Below are 19307 nucleotides of genomic sequence, written 5' to 3' on the forward strand. Positions count from 1 at the left end.
AAAACGGCAGCCGGATGAGCTGCCGTTTTTTCGTATTCCTATAAAAACTTACCAATCATTAATAATCATCCAATCGTGCAAGTATCAAGTTTTTTTAATCACTCGCAATTCTTTCGGGCCAAGCAAAACTTTTACTTCTCTTCACTTTACCGTAACCGTTCTTGTTTTGCTTTTGTTTCCGGCTCTGTCTTTCGCGAAAATGGAAAGCTTCGTGCCTTTTTTCTGTTTGCTGATTCTTACACTATATGCGCCCTTGGCATTTACTGTAGCTTTGCCGATCTGTTTGCTGCCGCGGTATACATAGACAACTGCTGATTTTTCCGCTTTACCCGCAATATGTGTGGACTTCGTTGTGACATTGCCGGCAGTCGGCATGCCCGGTGCCGTTTTGTCTTTTACCATAACTTTCACTTTGCTGCTTTTTAAACCGGCCTCTGTATAAACATAGAGGACGGTTCCGGCTTTTTGCTTTGAAACCGGGACTTTAAAATGTCCTTTCCCGTCCGCTGTGCCGCGGGCAAGTATTTTTCCGTTCTTCATAATGGCTACTTCGATCCCCGGGTCGGAGCTGCCGGAAATGGATGTGCTATTATCGCCGACAGTCCATACTTTCGGTGTTTTCGGTTGCTGCGCCTTGCCGCCGATATTTCCCGACAGCAGCGTGTACGTCATATCCCGTCCTTTTCCAGACGGAACGGAAAAGCGGCTTGCTGAAGACAGCTTTTTCACAACCGCCCCGCCGCCTTTTAGCTTCAATGAACTGCCGTTGTAAGTTTTAATTCGGAGCGGCTTGAACGCGGCATCCCCTTTAAATCCGTATAATCCGGTTGTCTGCTTTAACACGAGCGCGGCCCGGAAATCGGTCATAAACTGCCCGAAAGTCAGGTTCGGGTCAATGTATTTTCGGATCACATCCTCGATGGCTTTTTCATTCGTGTTCGGATCGTCCATGATTTTTTTGAAAATGGCATCGCCTTGTCCGCATTGAATTTTCAAATACTCCATGAACAAATAGGACAAGGAATAATTGGCAAGCACATCCCCGTTACTATCCCAGTAGAGAAGCGAGTGGCCGTTTGTGATTGAAGCATCGTTGTTATAATCATCAATCCGATCGGAAAGCGGCTTTCCGGTATAAATTTGCTCTGCGGCCATGGACATCCCTTCGTCAATCCATGTATCAAACGTATCCCAATGGTGCTGGACGAACACTTTCTGGTTAAAAGAGATCATATGCTGAAACTCATGGGCGAGTGTCGAATACGCTTCGGTTACATTTTTCGATGTCCCCGTCCCCATAAGCGGGTACGTGTCAATATAAAAGATTTCCGACTTGTTGGAAGTGTCGGCATCAAAAAGGTCAAGCGGGTAAAAATAGCCGGCAACATATCCGCCCGAGCCGTCAAACCCGTCCTGGATGTCATAACAAAGAATATTCACTTTCCCATTTCCATCAACATCGGATGGCATGCCGAAATATCTTGTATCGAGCGCATAAATACGGTTGTCAAATTCTTTTCCAAGCTGGGCAGCCTGGGCGTCGTTCAGCTGGTTATTGTATACCCAGACATCCGCATGCGGACCGCTGTATAAAAGCTTAGCACTTATTTGATAATCTTTATTGCTGGCAAGATTGGACACCCAGAATTTTTTCGTATCTCCCACCCGGGGAAGACGGGCCCTTTTCGTATCCATGCGGACGGAATACTTCCGAAGGCTTAAATATTTTAATAGATCAAATGGCTTCTGGTAATCAATCCGGTAAACGTTGCTCTTTAACTTTTGGCGGAGCGCTGCCAGGTTCGCAATCTTGAATGTGCCGGTCGGCTCTGTCGAAAGGCTTGAGGCAGACTCGTTGCTGACAAGTTTATAATAATCCTGGGCCGACACGCTTCCGCCTGCACCGAATACCCCGGCCGGCAGTATAAACAATAGCGATAGCATAATAGGCAAAGATGATGCCCGCCTGAACATTCTCAATGAAATTCCTCCTGCACCTTTGTCCGGGCAACCCGGCAATTTTAAAAGTTGCTTCTTTCATTCTAGCACAGCAGGCCGAATTTTGGCTGCCCGGTTCAGGAAAAAGAAGAGCGGAGTTTTTTAACCGTCCTTGTTCCCATTTGCTTGGCTGTTTCATCCTGCTGAGCGGATTCTTTTGCAACAGCAGGGGCCGTACCGCTTTTTGAAAAGACGTTTTTTGTGCAACCTTTGGGAGAATTTCTTAAGGGCCGGACTGCACACTTTGGGGCCATGTCTGTTAAAAGCAGCGGGAAATTTTCATATTCCCGCTGGATGGTGGAGTTTTTCGGCCGCGGCTGTAGCCCTGGCGCTGCTGTTTCCATTTCATTTACAAAAGTTCTGCCATATGGTTCGGCTTTGTTTAACCAAGAGGATTATTTTCTGGAACGATTGTCCTGCCTCTGTTGCATTGCCCGCCTCCTCTCCCTGTTTCTCTCTTTTCAACATAAAAGTACCCTTTTTTCTGTTCAGCCGCTATATAAGGAGTGAAAGGGGGTGAGCGGGAATGGCACAAGTCAATTTAACAAGTTCCCGCATTTCATTAATCTTTGATAACGGGGTGAATGAAAATGGAAAACCGGTAACCAAAGCGAAGTCGTTTGCCAATGTGGCTGCCTCTGCAACACCCGATGCGATCCGGCAATTTGCTGAGGCATACGCTTCACTGCAGCAAAAAGCGCTGATCCGTGTGACGCGCACTGACTTGAACGACATCAGTGAGTGAAAATAAAAAAGGGGGAACGGATAAATGAAAACTTTGGAACTCCAGTTTTTAACGCAGGATAACAAAACAGTGAGGGTTGCAGTTGATGAGCCGGCAGAACCCATCGATACGGTGAAAGTGAAAAACGCCATGGCTCAGATGCTCGGCTCGGGCGTGCTGGTCAGCTCGTCCGGCGCAGCGCTCTCCAGCGTGAAAGGTGCACGTCTTATTGAACAAAACATAACTGAATATACACTGGCGTAATCTTTTGCCCCCGGTTCCCGTTTTCGGAACGGGGGCGCTTGATTTTACAGGGGGAGAGGAGAAATGCATGAAATGGTGTCGCTCATCAGTGAAGTCGGGTTTCCGGTCGCCGTCACCGTCTTTTTGCTGTACCGGATTGAGGCCAAGCTTGATGCGGTGATTGAATCGATCCAAAACCTGCCGGAACGGATGAAGGGGATCTAAAAGGGAGGGGCTTATGTGCAAGCCCCTCCCTTTTGCCGGATGGATCATTTCCCGGTCCGGTCGTTATTCATTTGTTTTAGTCACATACCTGCAACTGCTCCATTTCCGCAAAATCCACGCTGCAGAGGGTGTACTTCAACGAATGCAGCCTGCCAAGCCTGCATTTCACTTCTTCACTCATCTTCCGGTAACGCTCAACCGTGGACTCCCGGCTCAGACCGATTGTTTTTATATAGGGATTGCTGAACGAATCCGATGCTGAGTTTGTACCCAATTTGTCAGCAAGCCCTGTCTCAAAATATAGAAGAATCTTTTTTCGAAAATGGCGATTTTATCTTTTCCATTCGTTGAATCGGCTTTCAAGTGCAAGCTTTGTAAAACCCTTGCATTAAAATTGTTGTCAAAGCTGTCAGCAGCCTTGCCAAATCTAGAAATTTTACTGATTCAGCAAGCCCTATACAGGCTTCGCTTTCTTTAAGTTTGTAAAATGCGCCGGCAAACTGCTTCTGTTACTTCTTTTGTTGTTGCCGTTCCGCCGATGTCCGGGGTTTTGATGCCTTTTTCAATCGTCCATTCGATTGCATCCATTATCATTTCACCCATTTCTGTTTCGCCAAAGTGATCGAGCATCATTTTAGCTGTCCAAATTTGGCCTATTGGGTTGGCAATGCCTTTTCCTGCAATATCCGGCGCCGAGCCGTGGACAGGTTCAAACATGGAAGGATATTTTCCGTCCAAATTGATGTTCGCGGACGGCGCAATGCCGATGCTGCCCATAATCGCGCCGCCAATATCTGTTAAAATATCCCCGAACAAATTGCTCGCAACAATGACATCAAACGTCTCCGGCTTCATCACCAGAAAAGCAGACAGTGCATCAATATGCATGCTGTTTACAGCTACATCCGGATAGCCAGCCTTTACCTGGCTGAACACCTCGTCCCAAAAAGGCATTGTGTGGAAAATGCCGTTTGATTTCGTTGCACTAGTCAGGCGTCGGCCGCGTTTTTGCGCCAGTTCAAACGCATATCGCATCGCCCGCTCTGTTCCTTTTCTTGTAAAAATTGCATTCTGGATCGCAATTTCGTCTTCACCGCGATGAATTCTGCCGCCAACCTCGCTGTACTCCCCTTCGCTGTTTTCACGCACGACAATGAAATCAAAATCTTTCGGGTCCCTTAACGGGGACTGCAGCCCTTTGAAATACTTTGCAGGCCGGATATTCAGCACCTGTTCGAAGCCGCGCCGGATTTTTAGCAAAAGGCCCCAAAGCGACACATGATCCGGCACAAGCCTTGGATTGCCGACTGCCCCGAGAAAAATAGCCTCATAATCTTTTAAAATCTCAAGCCCGTTATCCGGCATCATTTTTCCCTGAACAAGATAATCATCACAGCTCCACGGGAACGCCGTGAATTCGAACCGGATTCCGCCATGCCGTTCCGCTGCCGCATGCAGCACACGGATGGCAGCCGGCACCACTTCTTTTCCAATCCCATCGCCCGGGATCGCCGCGATATGGTATATTTTCATTCCAATCCCCTCCGTTAAAGCGCTCACAATTATATTCATTTTACCATAAGCGTAAAAATGAAATGCTTTATCATCCCTTAAAATCAGATTCTTATTCTGTTGCTGCCCCCCGCTGCGCCAAGCAGGTAAAGATAAACAACATACGATCAACATGGTGTTTTTCAGAGGGTGAATGAACGGCATATTGCTTTAACCTAATGTGCCAAGCCATTGTATGGGGAGAGGTAAAAAATAAAGGCAATGAGAAAACAGCTCATTGCCTTTTGATTGGCTAATTTGTACGCGAACCGATCGGGCACGCCCTCCGAATTTTTTCCGCTGGCGTTCGAGACACTTGTCACTGCCGTTTGATCACTGACTTTTTCAGCGAATGGCCGCGGGCACGCCGCTCATTCCTATTTGCATCAAATTTTTCCGGTTAACGGCAGCGGGCAGCAAACGGGCACATGCTGCCGCTATTCTCCCTTCGATTCTGCATTCCCCGGCACGCCTATTTTCAACATTGGAAAAACAAAGCACAGCCCGATAATGAAAAACAACGCAGCAAGTTCGAAAACAGCCGTGATCGAAAACCATTCCTTCAATGCCCCCGCAAGGCTCATGGTCACCACCATGGAGCCAGTGAAAAGCGGGCTCAAAATGCCGTTCACCCTGCCAATAAAATCGGATTCCGTATTTTGCAGGATCAGGGTGTTAATGCCGATCTGGATGCTCGGCATGAAAAAGCCCGAAACGAGTTCGGCGGCGAGTGTCAGCCAAAGCGAAGTCGAAGCACCGATTACCGCAAGCCCAATGGCATTTGCAAGCATACCGGTGAACAGCATTTTTTGCGGTGAAGCAGATTTTGAAAAGGCCATGGAAAAAGCCCCGCCTGTAATCATCCCAATGCCATTCACCATCACAAGCCATTGCAGGTTCTCTTTCGGCAGGCCGAGACGGTCCGTTACGAGGAAAATATTCATCGGTTGGATAAAACCGACGCCAAGCCCGGCCGCCAGAAAACCAAGTCCCAGCAGTCGCAATTCCTTTTTAGACAAAACATAGCGAATCCCGCTCTTCATTTCCTGGAAAATATTCGACACTTTTTCCTTCTTTTTCATGGCCTGGTCTTTCGGGATAAATGACAAACTCGCGGCGGAAAACAGGAAAGCGAGACCGGTTATCAAAATAGAATAATCGATTCCAAACCTTTCATAGGCAAACGTGCCGACCACCGGGCCAAGAATCATGAAAACAGCAAAAATGGTCTGGTAAACGGCCATTGCCTGCTGGATCAGGCGTTCCTCAAGATGCATTTTAAACAGTTTCATCCCGGACGGTTGTGAAAACTGCGACAAAATCGAGGAAATCAGTGTTGCAAAAAAGACGGACTGCCACGAGCCAAAAACAAGCGCGCCGATGACGCCAAAAATGGACACAGCACTCAGCAAATCACACCAAACCATTGTTTTCTTCGGCTGCCAGCGATCCGCAAATGTTCCGCCGATAAAACTAAAAATGAAAATGGGCAGGAACTCCGCCACTGAAATCATGGAAACGGCAAACGGGTCGCCGTTTGTTTTTTCTGTCACAAACAACAGGACGGCAAAATTCCGCACCCAAATGCCCACCTGCAAAAACAACGCGGATACAAATACCATCCGGACAAACCGATTTCTCAAAAGCTCTCCCACAAGCGCCCCCCTCTGGTCAAATCTGTCTCATATCGTGCCATTATCATACCGAAATTGAAAGCCTTAAGCAATACAGAAGCACCCGTGTAAAACAGAGTACGAAAAAAAAGCATGCAAACTTGGGAAACGGAAGCCCGCAGGCAAAAGGTGAAAAAAATCGGCGCATTTGGCCGCGTGCCCCTTTTTTCCTTCGTCCAGTCCCTTCTCATGTGCCTGCACTCAAAACAGACATCTATTCTGCTTCGCCCGGGCCCGACATTTTCATGTGTTCCATTGCTTTCACTTCCTCGTCCTGTCACGCGCCTCAACCCAAACCATTTTTCTTGCAGCCATTTTCGCCACATTTCACGCACACATCCTCTTCTTTTTCTAATAAATTACAAGAGAAAAGCCGGACCATTGCATAAACGAAAAATCCCCGTTAACAATTTGGAAAAACCATGATATGATAGCGATTAGATTAAATAAAAAATTCAAAGAAAAGGGTCGAAAAAATGAAGAAGAAGATATTCATCACACTCGGGATTCTCTTAGCGATCATCGTGATCGGGGGCGGAGGGTTCGCCTATTACGTCTACCATTCTGTCCAAAATGCCGCAGATAAAATGTATGACAGCAAATCCGTGAAACCATCCGAGAAAAACACTGAAAAAATCAAAAGTGAAAAACCAATTTCCATTCTTTTACTCGGCGTAGATGAGCGGGTCGGAGATGTAGGAAGATCCGATACGCTCATTATTCTTACACTGAACCCGCAAAAGAAAGCCATGCAGATGATCTCCATTCCGCGTGACACGAGGACAGAAATCGTGGGCAAGGGAACATTGAATAAGATAAATGCGGCTTATGCTTACGGCGGGCCAAAAATGGCACTGGATACGGTAAACAAATTTGCTAATTTAAACCTTGACCAGTACATACGCTTGAATATGGAAGGATTGGCTGACCTTGTAGATGCTGTCGGCGGTGTAACCGTCTACAATAAAATCAGCTGGCATGACGAAGGGTATTATAAAAAAGGCTACTATTATGCCAAAGGGAACATTACATTGGATACCGGCAAAAAAGCGCTCGGTTATGTAAGAATGCGCCACCTTGATCCTCAAGGTGACTTTGGCCGTAACCAGCGCCAGCGTGACGTCATTATGGCCGTCATTAACAAAGCGGCGACCATCCAGTCTTTCTCGCGTTATCAGGAAATCCTGGCTGCGATCCAGAACAATGTCAAAACAAACCTGACACTTGATGATATGAAAAACATCGCGATGAACTACCGCGACTGCCGCCAAAATACGACAGACTATGAAGTTAAAGGCAACAGTACAACCATTGACGGCATTTACTATCTTAATGTTAGCCAGGCAGAACGCGACAAGGTCCACAACATGGTGACCAATATGGAACAATAAAGACAGGCAGGCCCCGTTGTCCGGAGCCTGCCCTTTTCAATTTTTATTTTTGCTTTTCCTGCGGTTTTACCGGAGATCTTTCCGGCTCTATGTCTTTGTTATGATGCTGTTTTTCCTGTTGTTCCGGCGAGTCGCCTTTTTTGTCCTTGTTGTAATCCATTTGGTGCCCTCCTCCCGGTTGGATTAATGTTCCTTAGCATCACTGCTTGTCTATTGTAAAAATACCCGGTAACTGCATATGCTAAACAAAGGGGAGAGGCTGCCCGCTTTGGCGGAACAAAAAATGTCTATTCGGACAAGCGAAGGCAATGGATCCCTATAGCTGCAACGGATAACCAGGGGCTTAGATGGAAGGTGATCCGGCCACCGCTTTTGCTCTTTTACCGGCTTTCCATTCAAACGGGAGCAAAGGCAATATAACCTGTTACCTGCCGCAGATTCGTGCCGGCACCTGCCCCCCCCCGGCCGAAGCGAAGGCAACCTGCTTTTACAAAAGCAGCCGCGGAAAACGGAACGCTCAAAACAGCCTGAACAAAACCCATATTACAAAAGCCCATACCGGAATGGACAAGCCAATGCCAATCAGACAGCCTTTCGCAAAATCTCCGTCTTTTCCATTCATCTCTTCATTTTCCTTTTTAAGTAATAGGATGCATTCGCCTCGTAAAAGTTTTGGCGAATAGGGTGAACATTATTATAACAACCCATCCCCTTAAAACCAAGTAAACATCGACAAGAACGTACGTTTGCTTATATAATGGAAACAGGTGATCCGTATGCCGCAAATCTTAACCGAGGAAGAAGAAAAGTTGATCGAGGCATTTATCCTCCTGCCGCTTGCCAAAAGGACGCTGGAACGGGACCAGAGAGCGATCCGGGCAAGCCTGTTAAAATTTAAAGAGCCTTATCTTTTTGCAACGGACCAAATGCTCTTGCAAATTTCATCCTGCCTCGCTCAGGTCAAACGGGAAGCTGGCAGAAAAAAGATGCGCTTTTACAAACGGAACGACCTTTCCTATACCGTGTTTGTGCGCGGCTGGCGGTTTGAAAAGAATTACCACCCGCAAATAGCAGCGGAGTGGGTAAAAAACCGAATCACCGGTTTCTTCCTCCCGTTGCGCCTGCCTTTTGAAGACCGGTAAGGAGCGTGCGAAACTCAGCAGCTTCGAGGAACGCCTTCCGGACCGTAAAGGGCGCCAAAACGCCTATTCATGAAACATTCCAGGGATACATGGGATTGAATACCGCTGATGAAACATTCCGGCATAAACGGGATATTGAAGACCGCCGGTGATAAGGAGACGCCGCTCTCTTTTTAAAGAGCGTGAAAAAATCCCAATATACGAATGACAAACAGCCAGGTAAGCCCGGAGAACGCGGGATCCCGGAACTTTTACATGCCCGGAAATCCCTTTAACAGATCCTCCCCGTTAAGCGCTTGTTTTCTTCCACTTTTTAAAACTTTCTTCTAGACGGGAAAACCCTTTTTTCATTTCCTCATCACTGCAGTAGGCGAAACAAAGGCGGATTTTTGTGTTTAGCCCGCGCTCAAGCGTAAAGGCATCACCCGGCACAAACACGGCGCCGTCCTGTGCCGCTATTTTCATCCATTCTGTTACACCGCCTTTTTTGACATCGATCCAGTAAAACAGCCCGCCGGCCGGTTCAGCTCCTTCCCATTGCTCCGTCTCGTGCATATGCTGTAAAAACCGTTTTGTCCAGTCTTTCCGTTTTTCATAAAAGTGTTTTTGTTTTGCAAGAATCTGCGGCCAGTTTTCGGAAGAAATGAGTTTACCCGCCAGCATCTGGTTCATGGGCGATGTGCAGGCGTCTGTTACCTGCTTAAACTGTTCAAGTTTTTTCAGAAAGGCCGGGTGCGCGAGAATAAAGCCGGTCCGCATCGCCGGCGCCATAACTTTTGAAAAACTGTACAGGTATATGGTTCTTTCTTTTAAGGGATCGAGTTCGAACAAGGAAGGAGGGCGGCCGTGAAACAGCAGATCACGGTACGGATCATCTTCTATAATGATAAAATCATACTGGTAAGCAAGTTCAATGAGTTTTTTCCGTTTTTCGAGAGAGGTGGTGACGCCGGTTGGGTTTTGAGCATTTGGAATAATGTAAAGCGCTTTCAATCTTCTTGTTTGCAATGTTTTTTCAAGAAAATCGACATCCAAACCGTCTTGTTCAAGCGGAATGCCGACCGCCTTGAGCCGGTACTGGTGCACCGCCGAAAAGGCAATGGAATACGTGTACATTTCCATTGCAAAACCGTCCCCTTCATCCAGCAGCATTCTGCAGACAAGGTCAACCCCCTGCGTATTGCCGTTTGTCGCCATGATATAGCTTTCCGGAATATTTTCCGTTTTAGAGATAACATCCACATACGGCCCAAACCCTTTTGCACTGCAATACTCATACAGGCGTGCCGGATCTGCCTCAAAGATTTCATTCATGATGCGCTGCAGTTCTTTTTTCGGGATCATGCCGCCATTTGGCATGCCGACGCTGAAAAATACCGGATCCCGGACAGCCGGCTCGATGCTGTCCATATACACATCAATCGCATTTTCTTTAATCTTGCCGCTCAACGCTGAAAACATTTGCTTCATCGCCGCCGCACCCCGCTTTCCATTTGCTGAAAAATTGCCTATACCCTATGTATATGGGAAAGCGCGGAGGAAAGTGACACAAAAAATAAAGCATGAAATCGGACAAGAAGACAAGGTAGCAATAGTATATCCAGGCCGCATGCCCTTGTCATCCACCCGGAACATCAGCCGAGAAATTCACACCACCTCATGTTTCCAGCTGTTGTGCTTCGGTATTATCCTGTCATCGAAAGCCCGAAGTCGTACGAATCGGCGCAATACAAAAGCCTGTTCTGCTTGAAAAATCTTTCAAAGCGGAACAGGCTTTAAATTTCCTCTCATTCTCAGGTGCCAATATCAAGGGAGCCGGACTACCCCAAAACAGATCCCCTGCTGAAGATAAGGGCCGGATTTGCGTTCATGAAAACAGATTGGTTAACGCAGAAAATCCTTTAGACTGTTTTCCACAAACTGCAAATGGTCGATCATGGCCTTGCGCGCTTTTTCGCTGTCCTTTTCTTCGATGGCTACCCTGATTCTTTCATGTTGCTCATACAAGGCGCCCAATGTGGAAGGATCAGAAAAAAGAAGCATTCTGCGCGTTTCTTTCATTGCATCCTCCATCGTCTCGGCAACCTGGTTCATCAGCCCGGCAAGAATCGGATTTTGTACAGCCTGGACAATGGCAAGATGGAAGGCAAGATCTGCTTTTTCACCGAGTTCTTCGTTCCCCGTCGCCCGCTTCATATCTGCGAGCGCCTGCCTTATCCTTTCCAGATCAGCTTCGGTCCGTTTGACAGCGGCCGTGGCGGCTGCTCCGGCTTCGAGAATCTTCCGGACTTCAAGCAGATTTGCCACATCTTCCTGATTCATCAGGACTGCCTGCGAAATGGGATACGAAATCCCGCTCGCATCAAAGTTACGGACAAACGTTCCCTCTCCCTGTTTTAGCTCAATATAGCCGAGCGCCCTTAGTGACGTTAACGCTTCTCTTATAGCCGATCTCCCCACGGAAAACTTTTCTGCCAAAAGTGGCACCGGATCAAGCTTATCCCCGGGCTTAAGCTCCCCGTTTTGGATCATCTCTATCAATTCATTTGCCACTTGTTCATAAATTTTTGCAGGTTTAATTTTTTTATATTTCATGTTTTCTCCTCTTATCCCTTTTCTATATTTTATGAATAACAGCAATCCGGAAAAATAGCAAACAAAAATTTTAAAAAAAGAGTTGTTTTTTCTTTTTATTATACTTATACTTTTTAACGTGTAAACCTTATCATCTGATGACTATTTCATCTAATGACCTTAAAAATTGCAATTGGGATGGATTGGAGAAAATTTTTCAAAAAGGAGTGGAGATTGTTGGAGTACGTACAAAATTTTATTCCGCTTAAGGGGCATTTGTTTTTATCCGCACTGATTGCTGCCTTTCCGATTCTGTTTTTCTTCTGGGCACTCGCCATTAAAAAAATGGCGGCACATCTTGCAAGCCTTGCCACGCTGGTGATTGCGCTGCTGATTTCTGTAATCGTTTACAGAATGCCGGCCGTACTGCCGGTTATGTCAGCTACCCAGGGGATTGTGTATGGGATTCTACCGATTGCCTGGATCATTATCAATTCTGTGTTTTTATATAAATTGACGGTCAAAACCGGCCAGTTTGATGTGATCCGCAACTCGGTCGTATCGATCACGGAAGACAGGAGATTGCAAGCTTTATTGATTGCGTTTTCATTTGGCGCTTTTTTGGAAGGGTGTGCCGGGTTTGGCGCGCCGGTTGCGATTACCGCTGCCCTGCTTGTCGGGCTCGGATTCAATCCGCTTTATGCAGCCGGCATCTGCTTATTGGCCAACACTGCACCGGTAGCATTTGGCGCAATCGGGTCCCCTGTAATTGCGATGGCAGGGCCGACCGGTGTTTCTGCACTGGAAATTTCAAAAATGATCGGGCGACAATTGCCGCTTATTTCCATGTTCATTCCGCTTTATCTCATCATTGTCATGGCGGGCTTTAAAAAAGCAATGGAAGTGCTGCCGGCGCTTATTGTATCAGGCTTGTCCTTTGCCTTGACGCAGTTCTTTGCTTCCAATTTTCTGGGGCCGGAACTGCCGGACGTTTTATCAGCACTCGTATCTTTGGTTGTCCTTGCCGTCTTCCTAAAATTTTGGAAGCCGAAAAACATATTCTATTTTGAGCATGAAGAGGCTGCCGCCGCGCTCGAAACGCCGCCTGTTTCCAATACAGGCGGGCAAATTGCGAAAGCATGGTCGCCATTTATTGTCCTGACGGTTTTGATCACCATCTGGGGCATCCCGCAGATCAAACTTGCGCTCACCGGGCAGTATGCCGGAGCGAACCCGGTTTTAAAGGCTCTAAACCCGATCGGCGGAGCGGCTTCGTTCAGCGGGAATGTGCCATTTTTAAACAATCATATTATCAATGGCTCGCACACCCCGATTGCGGCCATGTATAAGCTGGATCTGCTTGGCACTGCAGGCACAGCGATTTTTATCGCAGCCATTGTCACGAAGTTTCTTTTAAAAATTACATGGAAAGCCTGGTTTGCCGCATTCTTTGAGACATTAAAAGAATTGAAGTTTCCGATTCTTACCATTTTGTTCATTGTCGGCTTTGCGTATGTCATGAATGCTTCCGGCATGATTACTACATTGGCATTGGCGCTCGCCAAAACAGCCGCTTTGTTCCCGTTTTTCTCGCCGGTACTTGGCTGGCTCGGCGTTTTCATTACAGGATCGGATACCTCGTCCAATGTTTTGTTTGGCACGCTCCAGCAAGTGTCAGCTCAGTCTGTCGGCATGAATCCGCTGCTTGCCATTGCGGCCAATTCATCCGGGGGTGTCACGGGAAAAATGATTTCCCCGCAGTCGATTGCCGTTGCCTGCGCTGCAACCGGGCTGATCGGCAGGGAAGCACAACTGCTGAGATTCACAGTCAAGCACAGTATGTTTTTGCTTTTCATCATTTGCCTGCTCACCTTCCTGCAATCCAACATCCTTTCCTGGATGGTGCCTTAATCAGAAACCCCGCTGCGGACATTTCGCGGCGGGGTGTTTTGTGTTCGATCACAGGATTCCGGGCAGGTAATTGAAGGTGCTTCCCCAATGTTAGATAGCCAGATTTTATGTTCGATTGCAGGATTCCGGCAGCCAGTGGGAGCATGACTCGGTGGAAAACCCGTGGCGGGACATTTTGATGAAGCTCTGTAGCGAACGGGCGGTTTTGCACGCGTATGGCAGCCGATGTTTAAAAACTTTTTCGCACGGGTATTCAAATGACAACACGAAACGAAAGGAGCATGGCCGATGCCACATACAGGTGAAACACCGGGAAAAGGCGAGTATAAATGCAAAAACTGCGGGGAACAGATTACGCTGGATGAAGATAAGGACAGGCTCCCTCCATGCCCGAACTGCCACGAAACGGAGTATACGGAAGCGTGAAAAATGGAAAAATCATACAAAGAGCAGCTGTCATCATGCAGCTGCTCTTTTACAGATGGTTATTCTAAATTTAAAGCAGTGTCTTTTTTAAACAGTTTCAGTACAATAAGATAGACAATGCCGATTGCCAGCCAAATAAAGCCAAGTTTCTTGGAGAGCGGATCAAGGTTAATCCATACATAGCCGATAACCGCAAACCCAATCAACGGCATTAGCAAATGTGCCACATAGTTTTTGCTTTTTTTCTTCCTCAGAAAGTAATTCATGACTGATAAATGCAGAAACAGGAATGATGAAAGTGCACCAAAGTTTACAACGGAAGATAGCTTTCCAATTTGTGATGAAAAGAATGCCGTGACAATGACAGAAACGACCGCAATCAAAAGTGTACTAAGATACGGCGTCTGGAATTTCGGGTGAACCTTTGCAAGAAAACCAGGCAGTTTTCGGTCACGGGCCATACTGTATAAAATGCGCGAAATGGCCGCCTGTGCAACAAGCGCATTGGCAATCCCCCATGAAAAAGCGGTTGCGACAATCGTCAATACTTTGAGCCATGTTCCGCCTGCAATCTCAGCGATTTGATAAAATGCTGTATCGGGGTTTTTAAACGCATGATAATCTGGCCATATTAAAGCAGCCACCCATGTTTGGATGATAAAAAGTGCACCAACGGCTAACAATGAATAAACACAAGCTTTTCCAATCGATTTGCTTCCATCCTTTGTTTCTTCTGCCAACGTGGAAATCCCGTCAAATCCTAGAAAACTTAATACGGCAATGGACACCGCTCCCATTACCACATTCATGCTGAAATGGCTATGGTCATACAGTGGCTTCATTGTAAAGTCCGCACCGTTAATGCCCTTAATAATTGCCGTAACGCCTACCGCTAGAAAAATTGCCAGCACAATTAATTCAAGTATTACAATAATTTTATTGGCTTTTGCTGTGAACTCTATCCCCCGAACATTAATTACCGTATTAATTGCAATAAACAGTACAGCCCAAACTACAATCGGAATTTGTGGAACAATATCATGCAAGGCAGAAGCACTGACGAGGTACAGCAATGCCGGCACAAAAATATAGTCCAGTAAAATCAGCCAGCCTGCAATAAAGCCCACTGAATCATTGATGCCTCTTTGTGCATAAGAGTAAACAGACCCGGCGATGGGGAAAGCTTCTGACATCCGTGCATAACTGAATGCGGTAAAAATCATTCCCACCATTCCAATTAAGTAAGTCAGCGCCACCATACCGTTTGAACCTTGAGCAACCGAACCGTAAATGCCAAATGGCGCAATCGGCACCATAAATACCATACCGTATATGAGTAAATCCCAGAAAGATAAAGACCGTTTCAGCTCCTGCTTATAAACAGGCTGCTGTTCCAAGCTTGCAACTGCTTGTTCTGCCATTTGCCCGCCTCCTAAAAGATTTCTTTTATTCCTAGTTGATGAACGATCAATTTTGGCACGAACATTCTCGCTGTTCTCAGCGGGTCAACAATCTGGCTGACCTGTACGTCCCCGGCTGCGCTTAATAACATCGTAACATCACTAACCGGTAAGCCGGATCGCTTGGCCAAATAATGAACCATTTCTTTTACCGCCCCCTCTGCTGCTTCATCCAGCGTCGGCTTTGACACGATAAAAGCAAAGCCGTCTTGATTTTCAACAACAGGGGTATGAATGGTTTGCCCTTTTATGACAGTCAGAACGACGGTTACCCTCGCTGGAATCTCAACGCCGGATACGCACACTTCTCCATCTCCCATTGAAGCGTGGACATCCCCTAAAGAAAACAACGCACCTTCATGGAATACCGGGAAGTACAACGTTGCACCCTCCGTAATTAAAGTGGTATCCATATTGCCGCCATGTTCTCCCGGTGTACCACAATTTACTTCTCCTTCATGGGGGGCAACCCCAATCACACCAATCATTGGCCTCAATGGGAAATGAATATTTTCATTAAAAGCTACCATGTCATTTTCAATTTGAATTTTTTTAATCGAAAAGTCTGTAATTTCATTCCCTAAAACGCCAAGTTCCGGTCCCGTTACCATCGTGCCTTCTTGACCCAGTTCAATTTTCTTAATTTCTACCTTTAAAATATCTCCAGGTGCTGCACCTTCCACATAGACCGGACCGGTTGCCGGATTAATCTGATTCCAATCAATAGCATGATAAGCTGTTTTTTCGCTTTCAATTTGATTCAAAAAGCAATCGTACGTTTCCACCACAATCTTCTCTCCTGATTCAACACACAGAGCAGGTTTGTTTTTTGCGCTCATTGAATAGACATACGTCTCTTTTGTAAGTAGATGTTCCATATTCTCAGCCTCCTTGTGTTACATCTTAAAATATTTCGAAGATTATTTTTTATAAAATCTTTACATTATTTTATTAAATCTTTACTCTTTGCTGTCAGAAACACTGCCAAGCCTGTTATAAGGGTGCCTGCTACAGTCACTGCAAGCCCGGCAGTAAACTTACCGGTACAGACAGCAATTCCATAACCAAGCATCCCGGTAATACAACCGGATACCGGAACCCGGACCGTCCTCCTTTTTTCCCCGACAAGCAAAGCATAAAATGGAAACGATACAGCTACATAAAACAAAAAGTAAAATTTCCATAAATAGACCATGTGATTTACCAATATGGTTGAACAGAGCAAAACCAACAGGACAAAAAGGAGAAAAACAAAAAAATATTTTTTGCGATTTTGAATGATCCATTTTTCCCCAAAAATATATACAAATATAATAGCTAGAGAAAAGATCGAAATCATGGTTTCATTTAACATACTGAACAACCAGACAATCGTAATCATTGTCCGAATGAAAGGGGAAAACGGAGCGGAAAAAATGGCTTGGCCCAGCTCTGTTAATGTCGTGATATGAAACCGGCTTAATAAATATACGGTAAAGATCATGGCCGAAAGCGGCACACTAGAAAAGCAGAAAAAAGCCAGCCGCACTGAGTTTTGCTTGTAATTTTGCTTGGTCGAACAAATGACTTGCCATAAAAACAAATGGGAGATTAACAATCCAATTAAGGCCATAAGAAAAGCTACTGCAAAAAGAAAGATATTTGGTGAATGCGGAAAAAGCATTGTACCGTAGTCTTGATAAACATGGTGAATCCCTTCCCTTAGATAGAAAAACGATGGGATAAAAAAAAGAATGAACCCGCACAAGATCAAAAATGAATAGCCAGTTCTGTAAATAACATGCATGCCGCCCAATCCGGCAACAATAAAACAAAATAGTGCTGCAAACCCGGTAAGCATGTAAGAAGGCATGTGAAAATACTCGAAAAAAATATGCCCACCAATAGATAGCTGCAATATGAGCCCTTCAAGGTTTGCAACCAGTAGTATAAAGAATGCAAATTTAAAGCCTTTAGGTGTTAATCTGTTTTTATAGGCGTCCAATAATGTCGGCACACTCCGGCTGTTTAATTGAATACGTTTAGTCAAATGCTGCACACATAGATAAGCCAAATATAAAATGATTGTAAAAGCAAAGAAACTATTAATGAAACCAAAGTGGAAGATGCTAAAGATCGGAACAGCCAGCAACGTTTGCGTAAATAAGGATATCCACAACAAAACGGTGCCTTTTTTCATGCCAAAACCCACGGCCGGAAATATTGATTGAAGAAAGCCCTGGCGGTTAATTTCCTCAAGGTTAAAAACGATAACCGCAGCAAATGTAAACAAAATGATGTACCAATCAATCATGATGCAATTTCTCCCTGTATTGTGTTGGTGTTTCCAGCACGTGTTTTTTAAAGGATTGGCTAAAATGATAAATCGAAGCAAAACCTGTTTCTTCCGCTATTTTTTGAATGGACCATTCGGGGTGTGCTTTAAGAAAAACTTTCGCCATCTCAATCCGGTATTTAATCAAATACTCCTGAAAACTCATCCCAAGTTCTTTGGAAAATTTCCGGCTTAAATAATTTGGGGAAACATGCACCTGGCTTGCAAGATCAGCCAAATTGATTTTTGAATGAAAGTCTTCCCGGATAATTCGAATTACTTCCTGTATGTCAGAGGACAATCCTTCAATATAACCATATTTATTCACATAGTTTTCAAGCATCCGGTACAGTTCTTCTGTGATAATCGGTTTAACAAGATAATCAAAAACATGCAGTTTAATGGCATGCTGTGCATATTGGAAATCTGCATGAGCTGTTATCATCACACATTCCGATTTATAATTCTCCCTTATATATGCACATAATTCCAATCCACTTTCCCCTGGCAAACGGATATCCAAGAAAGATAAATCAATCGGATGATTTTCCAGCATCTTTTTTGCCTGCACTGCATCTTCGGCTTCAAACAGCTCCCACTCTGGATAACGTTGCCGGATTAAAAACACGAGTTGCTCCAATTCAAGTATTTCATCATCAACAATTAATATATTCATACTTTTCCCTCCGGTGTATACGGCCATTTGACTGTTAAAATCGTACGCCCAGCCTCTCTGTTGATAGATAATTCTGAATGTAAATCATAGATTAATTCTAATCGCCTCTTAACATTGATAAGCCCTACCCCTAAAACGCCGAAACTGGCATTTTCTGACCCTGGCCCGTTATCTGCCACAAACAGTATCACCCAATTTCCTTCTCTTTCCAATCCAATTTGCAAATACTTCTCGCCGGGCTGTTTCTCCAACCCGTGTTTGAAAGCATTTTCCACCAGGGTTTGCAGCATATAAGGAGGCATATACGTTCGCCTCGCATCTTCCTGAATATCTATCTTTACTTTCAGGCGGTTACCGAACCGGATTTGTTGAATGGAAATATAGTGACTTGTATAAGCCAGTTCTTCTTCGAAAGCGACAAGCGCATCTTTTTCCGTATATTTGTAACGCAAAAACTTTGAAAATTCCTCAAGTGCATGCGTTAAATCTTTTGTCCTTCCAAGCCTGTTCAGCGAGAGCATTGCATTCAAAGAGTTAAATAAAAAGTGGGGCTGGATTTGCTGACTAAGCTGTAAATATTCCACTCTGTGCAGTTCTTTTTCCATTTCCATTTTTTTATTCTCCAGCTGCAAATAATCCAGCTCCTTATCCAAAAAACCAAGCAGCAGAAGAACAACATAAGCTGCAATTGGGGCGCCCAGTGACAGCATAACCAGTATTGTAAAAATGGTTTCAGCCAATGGCTTCACCTCTCAATAATTGTTATTTCTCTCTCTTTTAAGATCAAATTATATCACAAATCAGGCCAATGATTTTATCTGTTTTGTTGAATAGATAGAACAAGCGGATTTAAATATAATAAAGGGGATGAACAATCATTCATTTTAAAGGAGGAATTACCCGTGTCTACGTTAAATTCGTGGTGCCACTACTATTTTCCGGGGAAAATGACAGCCGCGTCCCGTTCAGTACCTGCTTTTCGTGGATGGCGGGCAGAGG

General features: G+C 45.3%; 17 protein-coding genes. 7 read left to right on the forward strand and 10 right to left on the reverse strand.

Features of this window, described 5'->3' with window-relative positions; genetic code table 11:
* Positions 1 to 141 precede the first annotated feature (141 nt).
* Positions 142 to 1980, reverse strand: coding sequence for an Ig-like domain-containing protein (locus BCOA_RS20725; protein WP_014096062.1), 1839 nt, complete (start codon positions 1978 to 1980; stop codon positions 142 to 144).
* Between the two features lie 544 nt (positions 1981 to 2524).
* Here BCOA_RS20725 and BCOA_RS20735 point away from each other — a divergent pair.
* The 3 genes from BCOA_RS20735 (at position 2525) to BCOA_RS20745 (ending at position 3190) form a co-directional block, all read left to right on the forward strand.
* Positions 2525 to 2743, forward strand: a complete 219-nt coding sequence (locus tag BCOA_RS20735) for a DUF1659 domain-containing protein (RefSeq protein ID WP_014096063.1) — start codon at positions 2525 to 2527, stop codon at positions 2741 to 2743.
* A gap of 24 nt (positions 2744 to 2767) precedes the next feature.
* Positions 2768 to 2986, forward strand: a complete 219-nt coding sequence (locus BCOA_RS20740) for a DUF2922 domain-containing protein (RefSeq protein WP_014096064.1) — start codon at positions 2768 to 2770, stop codon at positions 2984 to 2986.
* Positions 2987 to 3049: 63 nt separating this feature from the next.
* Positions 3050 to 3190 (forward strand): YvrJ family protein, encoded by a 141-nt coding sequence (locus tag BCOA_RS20745; protein WP_013858438.1) that lies wholly within the window; start codon positions 3050 to 3052, stop codon positions 3188 to 3190.
* Positions 3191 to 3664: 474 nt separating this feature from the next.
* On the opposite strand, the gene BCOA_RS20755 is transcribed toward BCOA_RS20745, so the two are convergent.
* On the reverse strand, positions 3665 to 4723 hold the full coding sequence (locus tag BCOA_RS20755; protein WP_014096066.1) for a tartrate dehydrogenase: 1059 nt from the start codon (positions 4721 to 4723) through the stop codon (positions 3665 to 3667).
* A gap of 455 nt (positions 4724 to 5178) precedes the next feature.
* The gene (locus BCOA_RS20760; protein ID WP_014096067.1) at positions 5179 to 6396 is read right to left on the reverse strand and encodes an MFS transporter; all 1218 of its coding nucleotides are present in this window, start codon (positions 6394 to 6396) and stop codon (positions 5179 to 5181) included.
* A gap of 494 nt (positions 6397 to 6890) precedes the next feature.
* Between BCOA_RS20760 and BCOA_RS20770 the strand changes: the two genes are divergently transcribed.
* Together BCOA_RS20770 and BCOA_RS20780 are read left to right on the forward strand one after the other, a co-directional pair.
* On the forward strand, positions 6891 to 7805 hold the full coding sequence (locus BCOA_RS20770; protein ID WP_014096068.1) for an LCP family glycopolymer transferase: 915 nt from the start codon (positions 6891 to 6893) through the stop codon (positions 7803 to 7805).
* A gap of 776 nt (positions 7806 to 8581) precedes the next feature.
* Entirely contained in the window at positions 8582 to 8947 is a 366-nt protein-coding gene (locus BCOA_RS20780) for a hypothetical protein (RefSeq protein WP_014096071.1), read from the forward strand.
* Between the two features lie 288 nt (positions 8948 to 9235).
* On the opposite strand, the gene BCOA_RS20785 is transcribed toward BCOA_RS20780, so the two are convergent.
* The gene (locus BCOA_RS20785; RefSeq protein WP_014096072.1) at positions 9236 to 10417 is read right to left on the reverse strand and encodes an aminotransferase-like domain-containing protein; all 1182 of its coding nucleotides are present in this window, start codon (positions 10415 to 10417) and stop codon (positions 9236 to 9238) included.
* A 414-nt stretch (positions 10418 to 10831) separates the two neighbouring features.
* Positions 10832 to 11542 (reverse strand): FadR/GntR family transcriptional regulator, encoded by a 711-nt coding sequence (locus BCOA_RS20790; protein ID WP_014096073.1) that lies wholly within the window; start codon positions 11540 to 11542, stop codon positions 10832 to 10834.
* A gap of 216 nt (positions 11543 to 11758) precedes the next feature.
* Between BCOA_RS20790 and BCOA_RS20795 the strand changes: the two genes are divergently transcribed.
* Both BCOA_RS20795 and BCOA_RS20800 read left to right on the forward strand, forming a co-directional pair.
* The gene (locus BCOA_RS20795) at positions 11759 to 13432 is read left to right on the forward strand and encodes an L-lactate permease (RefSeq protein ID WP_014096074.1); all 1674 of its coding nucleotides are present in this window, start codon (positions 11759 to 11761) and stop codon (positions 13430 to 13432) included.
* A 288-nt stretch (positions 13433 to 13720) separates the two neighbouring features.
* A complete protein-coding gene (locus BCOA_RS20800) occupies positions 13721 to 13858 on the forward strand; it encodes a zinc ribbon-containing protein (protein WP_014096075.1) in 138 nt (45 codons plus the stop codon).
* A 59-nt stretch (positions 13859 to 13917) separates the two neighbouring features.
* On the opposite strand, the gene BCOA_RS20805 is transcribed toward BCOA_RS20800, so the two are convergent.
* From BCOA_RS20805 to BCOA_RS20825, 5 genes are all read right to left on the reverse strand, one after another.
* Positions 13918 to 15279, reverse strand: coding sequence for an APC family permease (locus tag BCOA_RS20805; protein ID WP_014096076.1), 1362 nt, complete (start codon positions 15277 to 15279; stop codon positions 13918 to 13920).
* A gap of 11 nt (positions 15280 to 15290) precedes the next feature.
* Positions 15291 to 16196, reverse strand: coding sequence for an acetamidase/formamidase family protein (locus BCOA_RS20810; RefSeq protein ID WP_014096077.1), 906 nt, complete (start codon positions 16194 to 16196; stop codon positions 15291 to 15293).
* Positions 16197 to 16261: 65 nt separating this feature from the next.
* Positions 16262 to 17611, reverse strand: a complete 1350-nt coding sequence (locus BCOA_RS20815; protein WP_014096078.1) for a hypothetical protein — start codon at positions 17609 to 17611, stop codon at positions 16262 to 16264.
* Positions 17604 to 18308, reverse strand: coding sequence for a response regulator transcription factor (locus BCOA_RS20820; protein ID WP_014096079.1), 705 nt, complete (start codon positions 18306 to 18308; stop codon positions 17604 to 17606). The genes BCOA_RS20815 and BCOA_RS20820 overlap by 8 nt, the downstream gene beginning before the upstream one ends.
* Complete coding sequence (locus BCOA_RS20825; RefSeq protein WP_014096080.1) at positions 18305 to 19048, reverse strand: sensor histidine kinase; 744 nt, start codon at positions 19046 to 19048, stop codon at positions 18305 to 18307. Before BCOA_RS20825 ends, BCOA_RS20820 begins: the two co-directional genes overlap by 4 nt.
* Between the last annotated feature and the right edge of the window lie 259 nt (positions 19049 to 19307).

It is taken from the genome of Heyndrickxia coagulans 36D1 (genome assembly GCF_000169195.2).
Classification (GTDB): Bacteria; Bacillota; Bacilli; order Bacillales; family Bacillaceae_C; genus Weizmannia; species Weizmannia faecalis.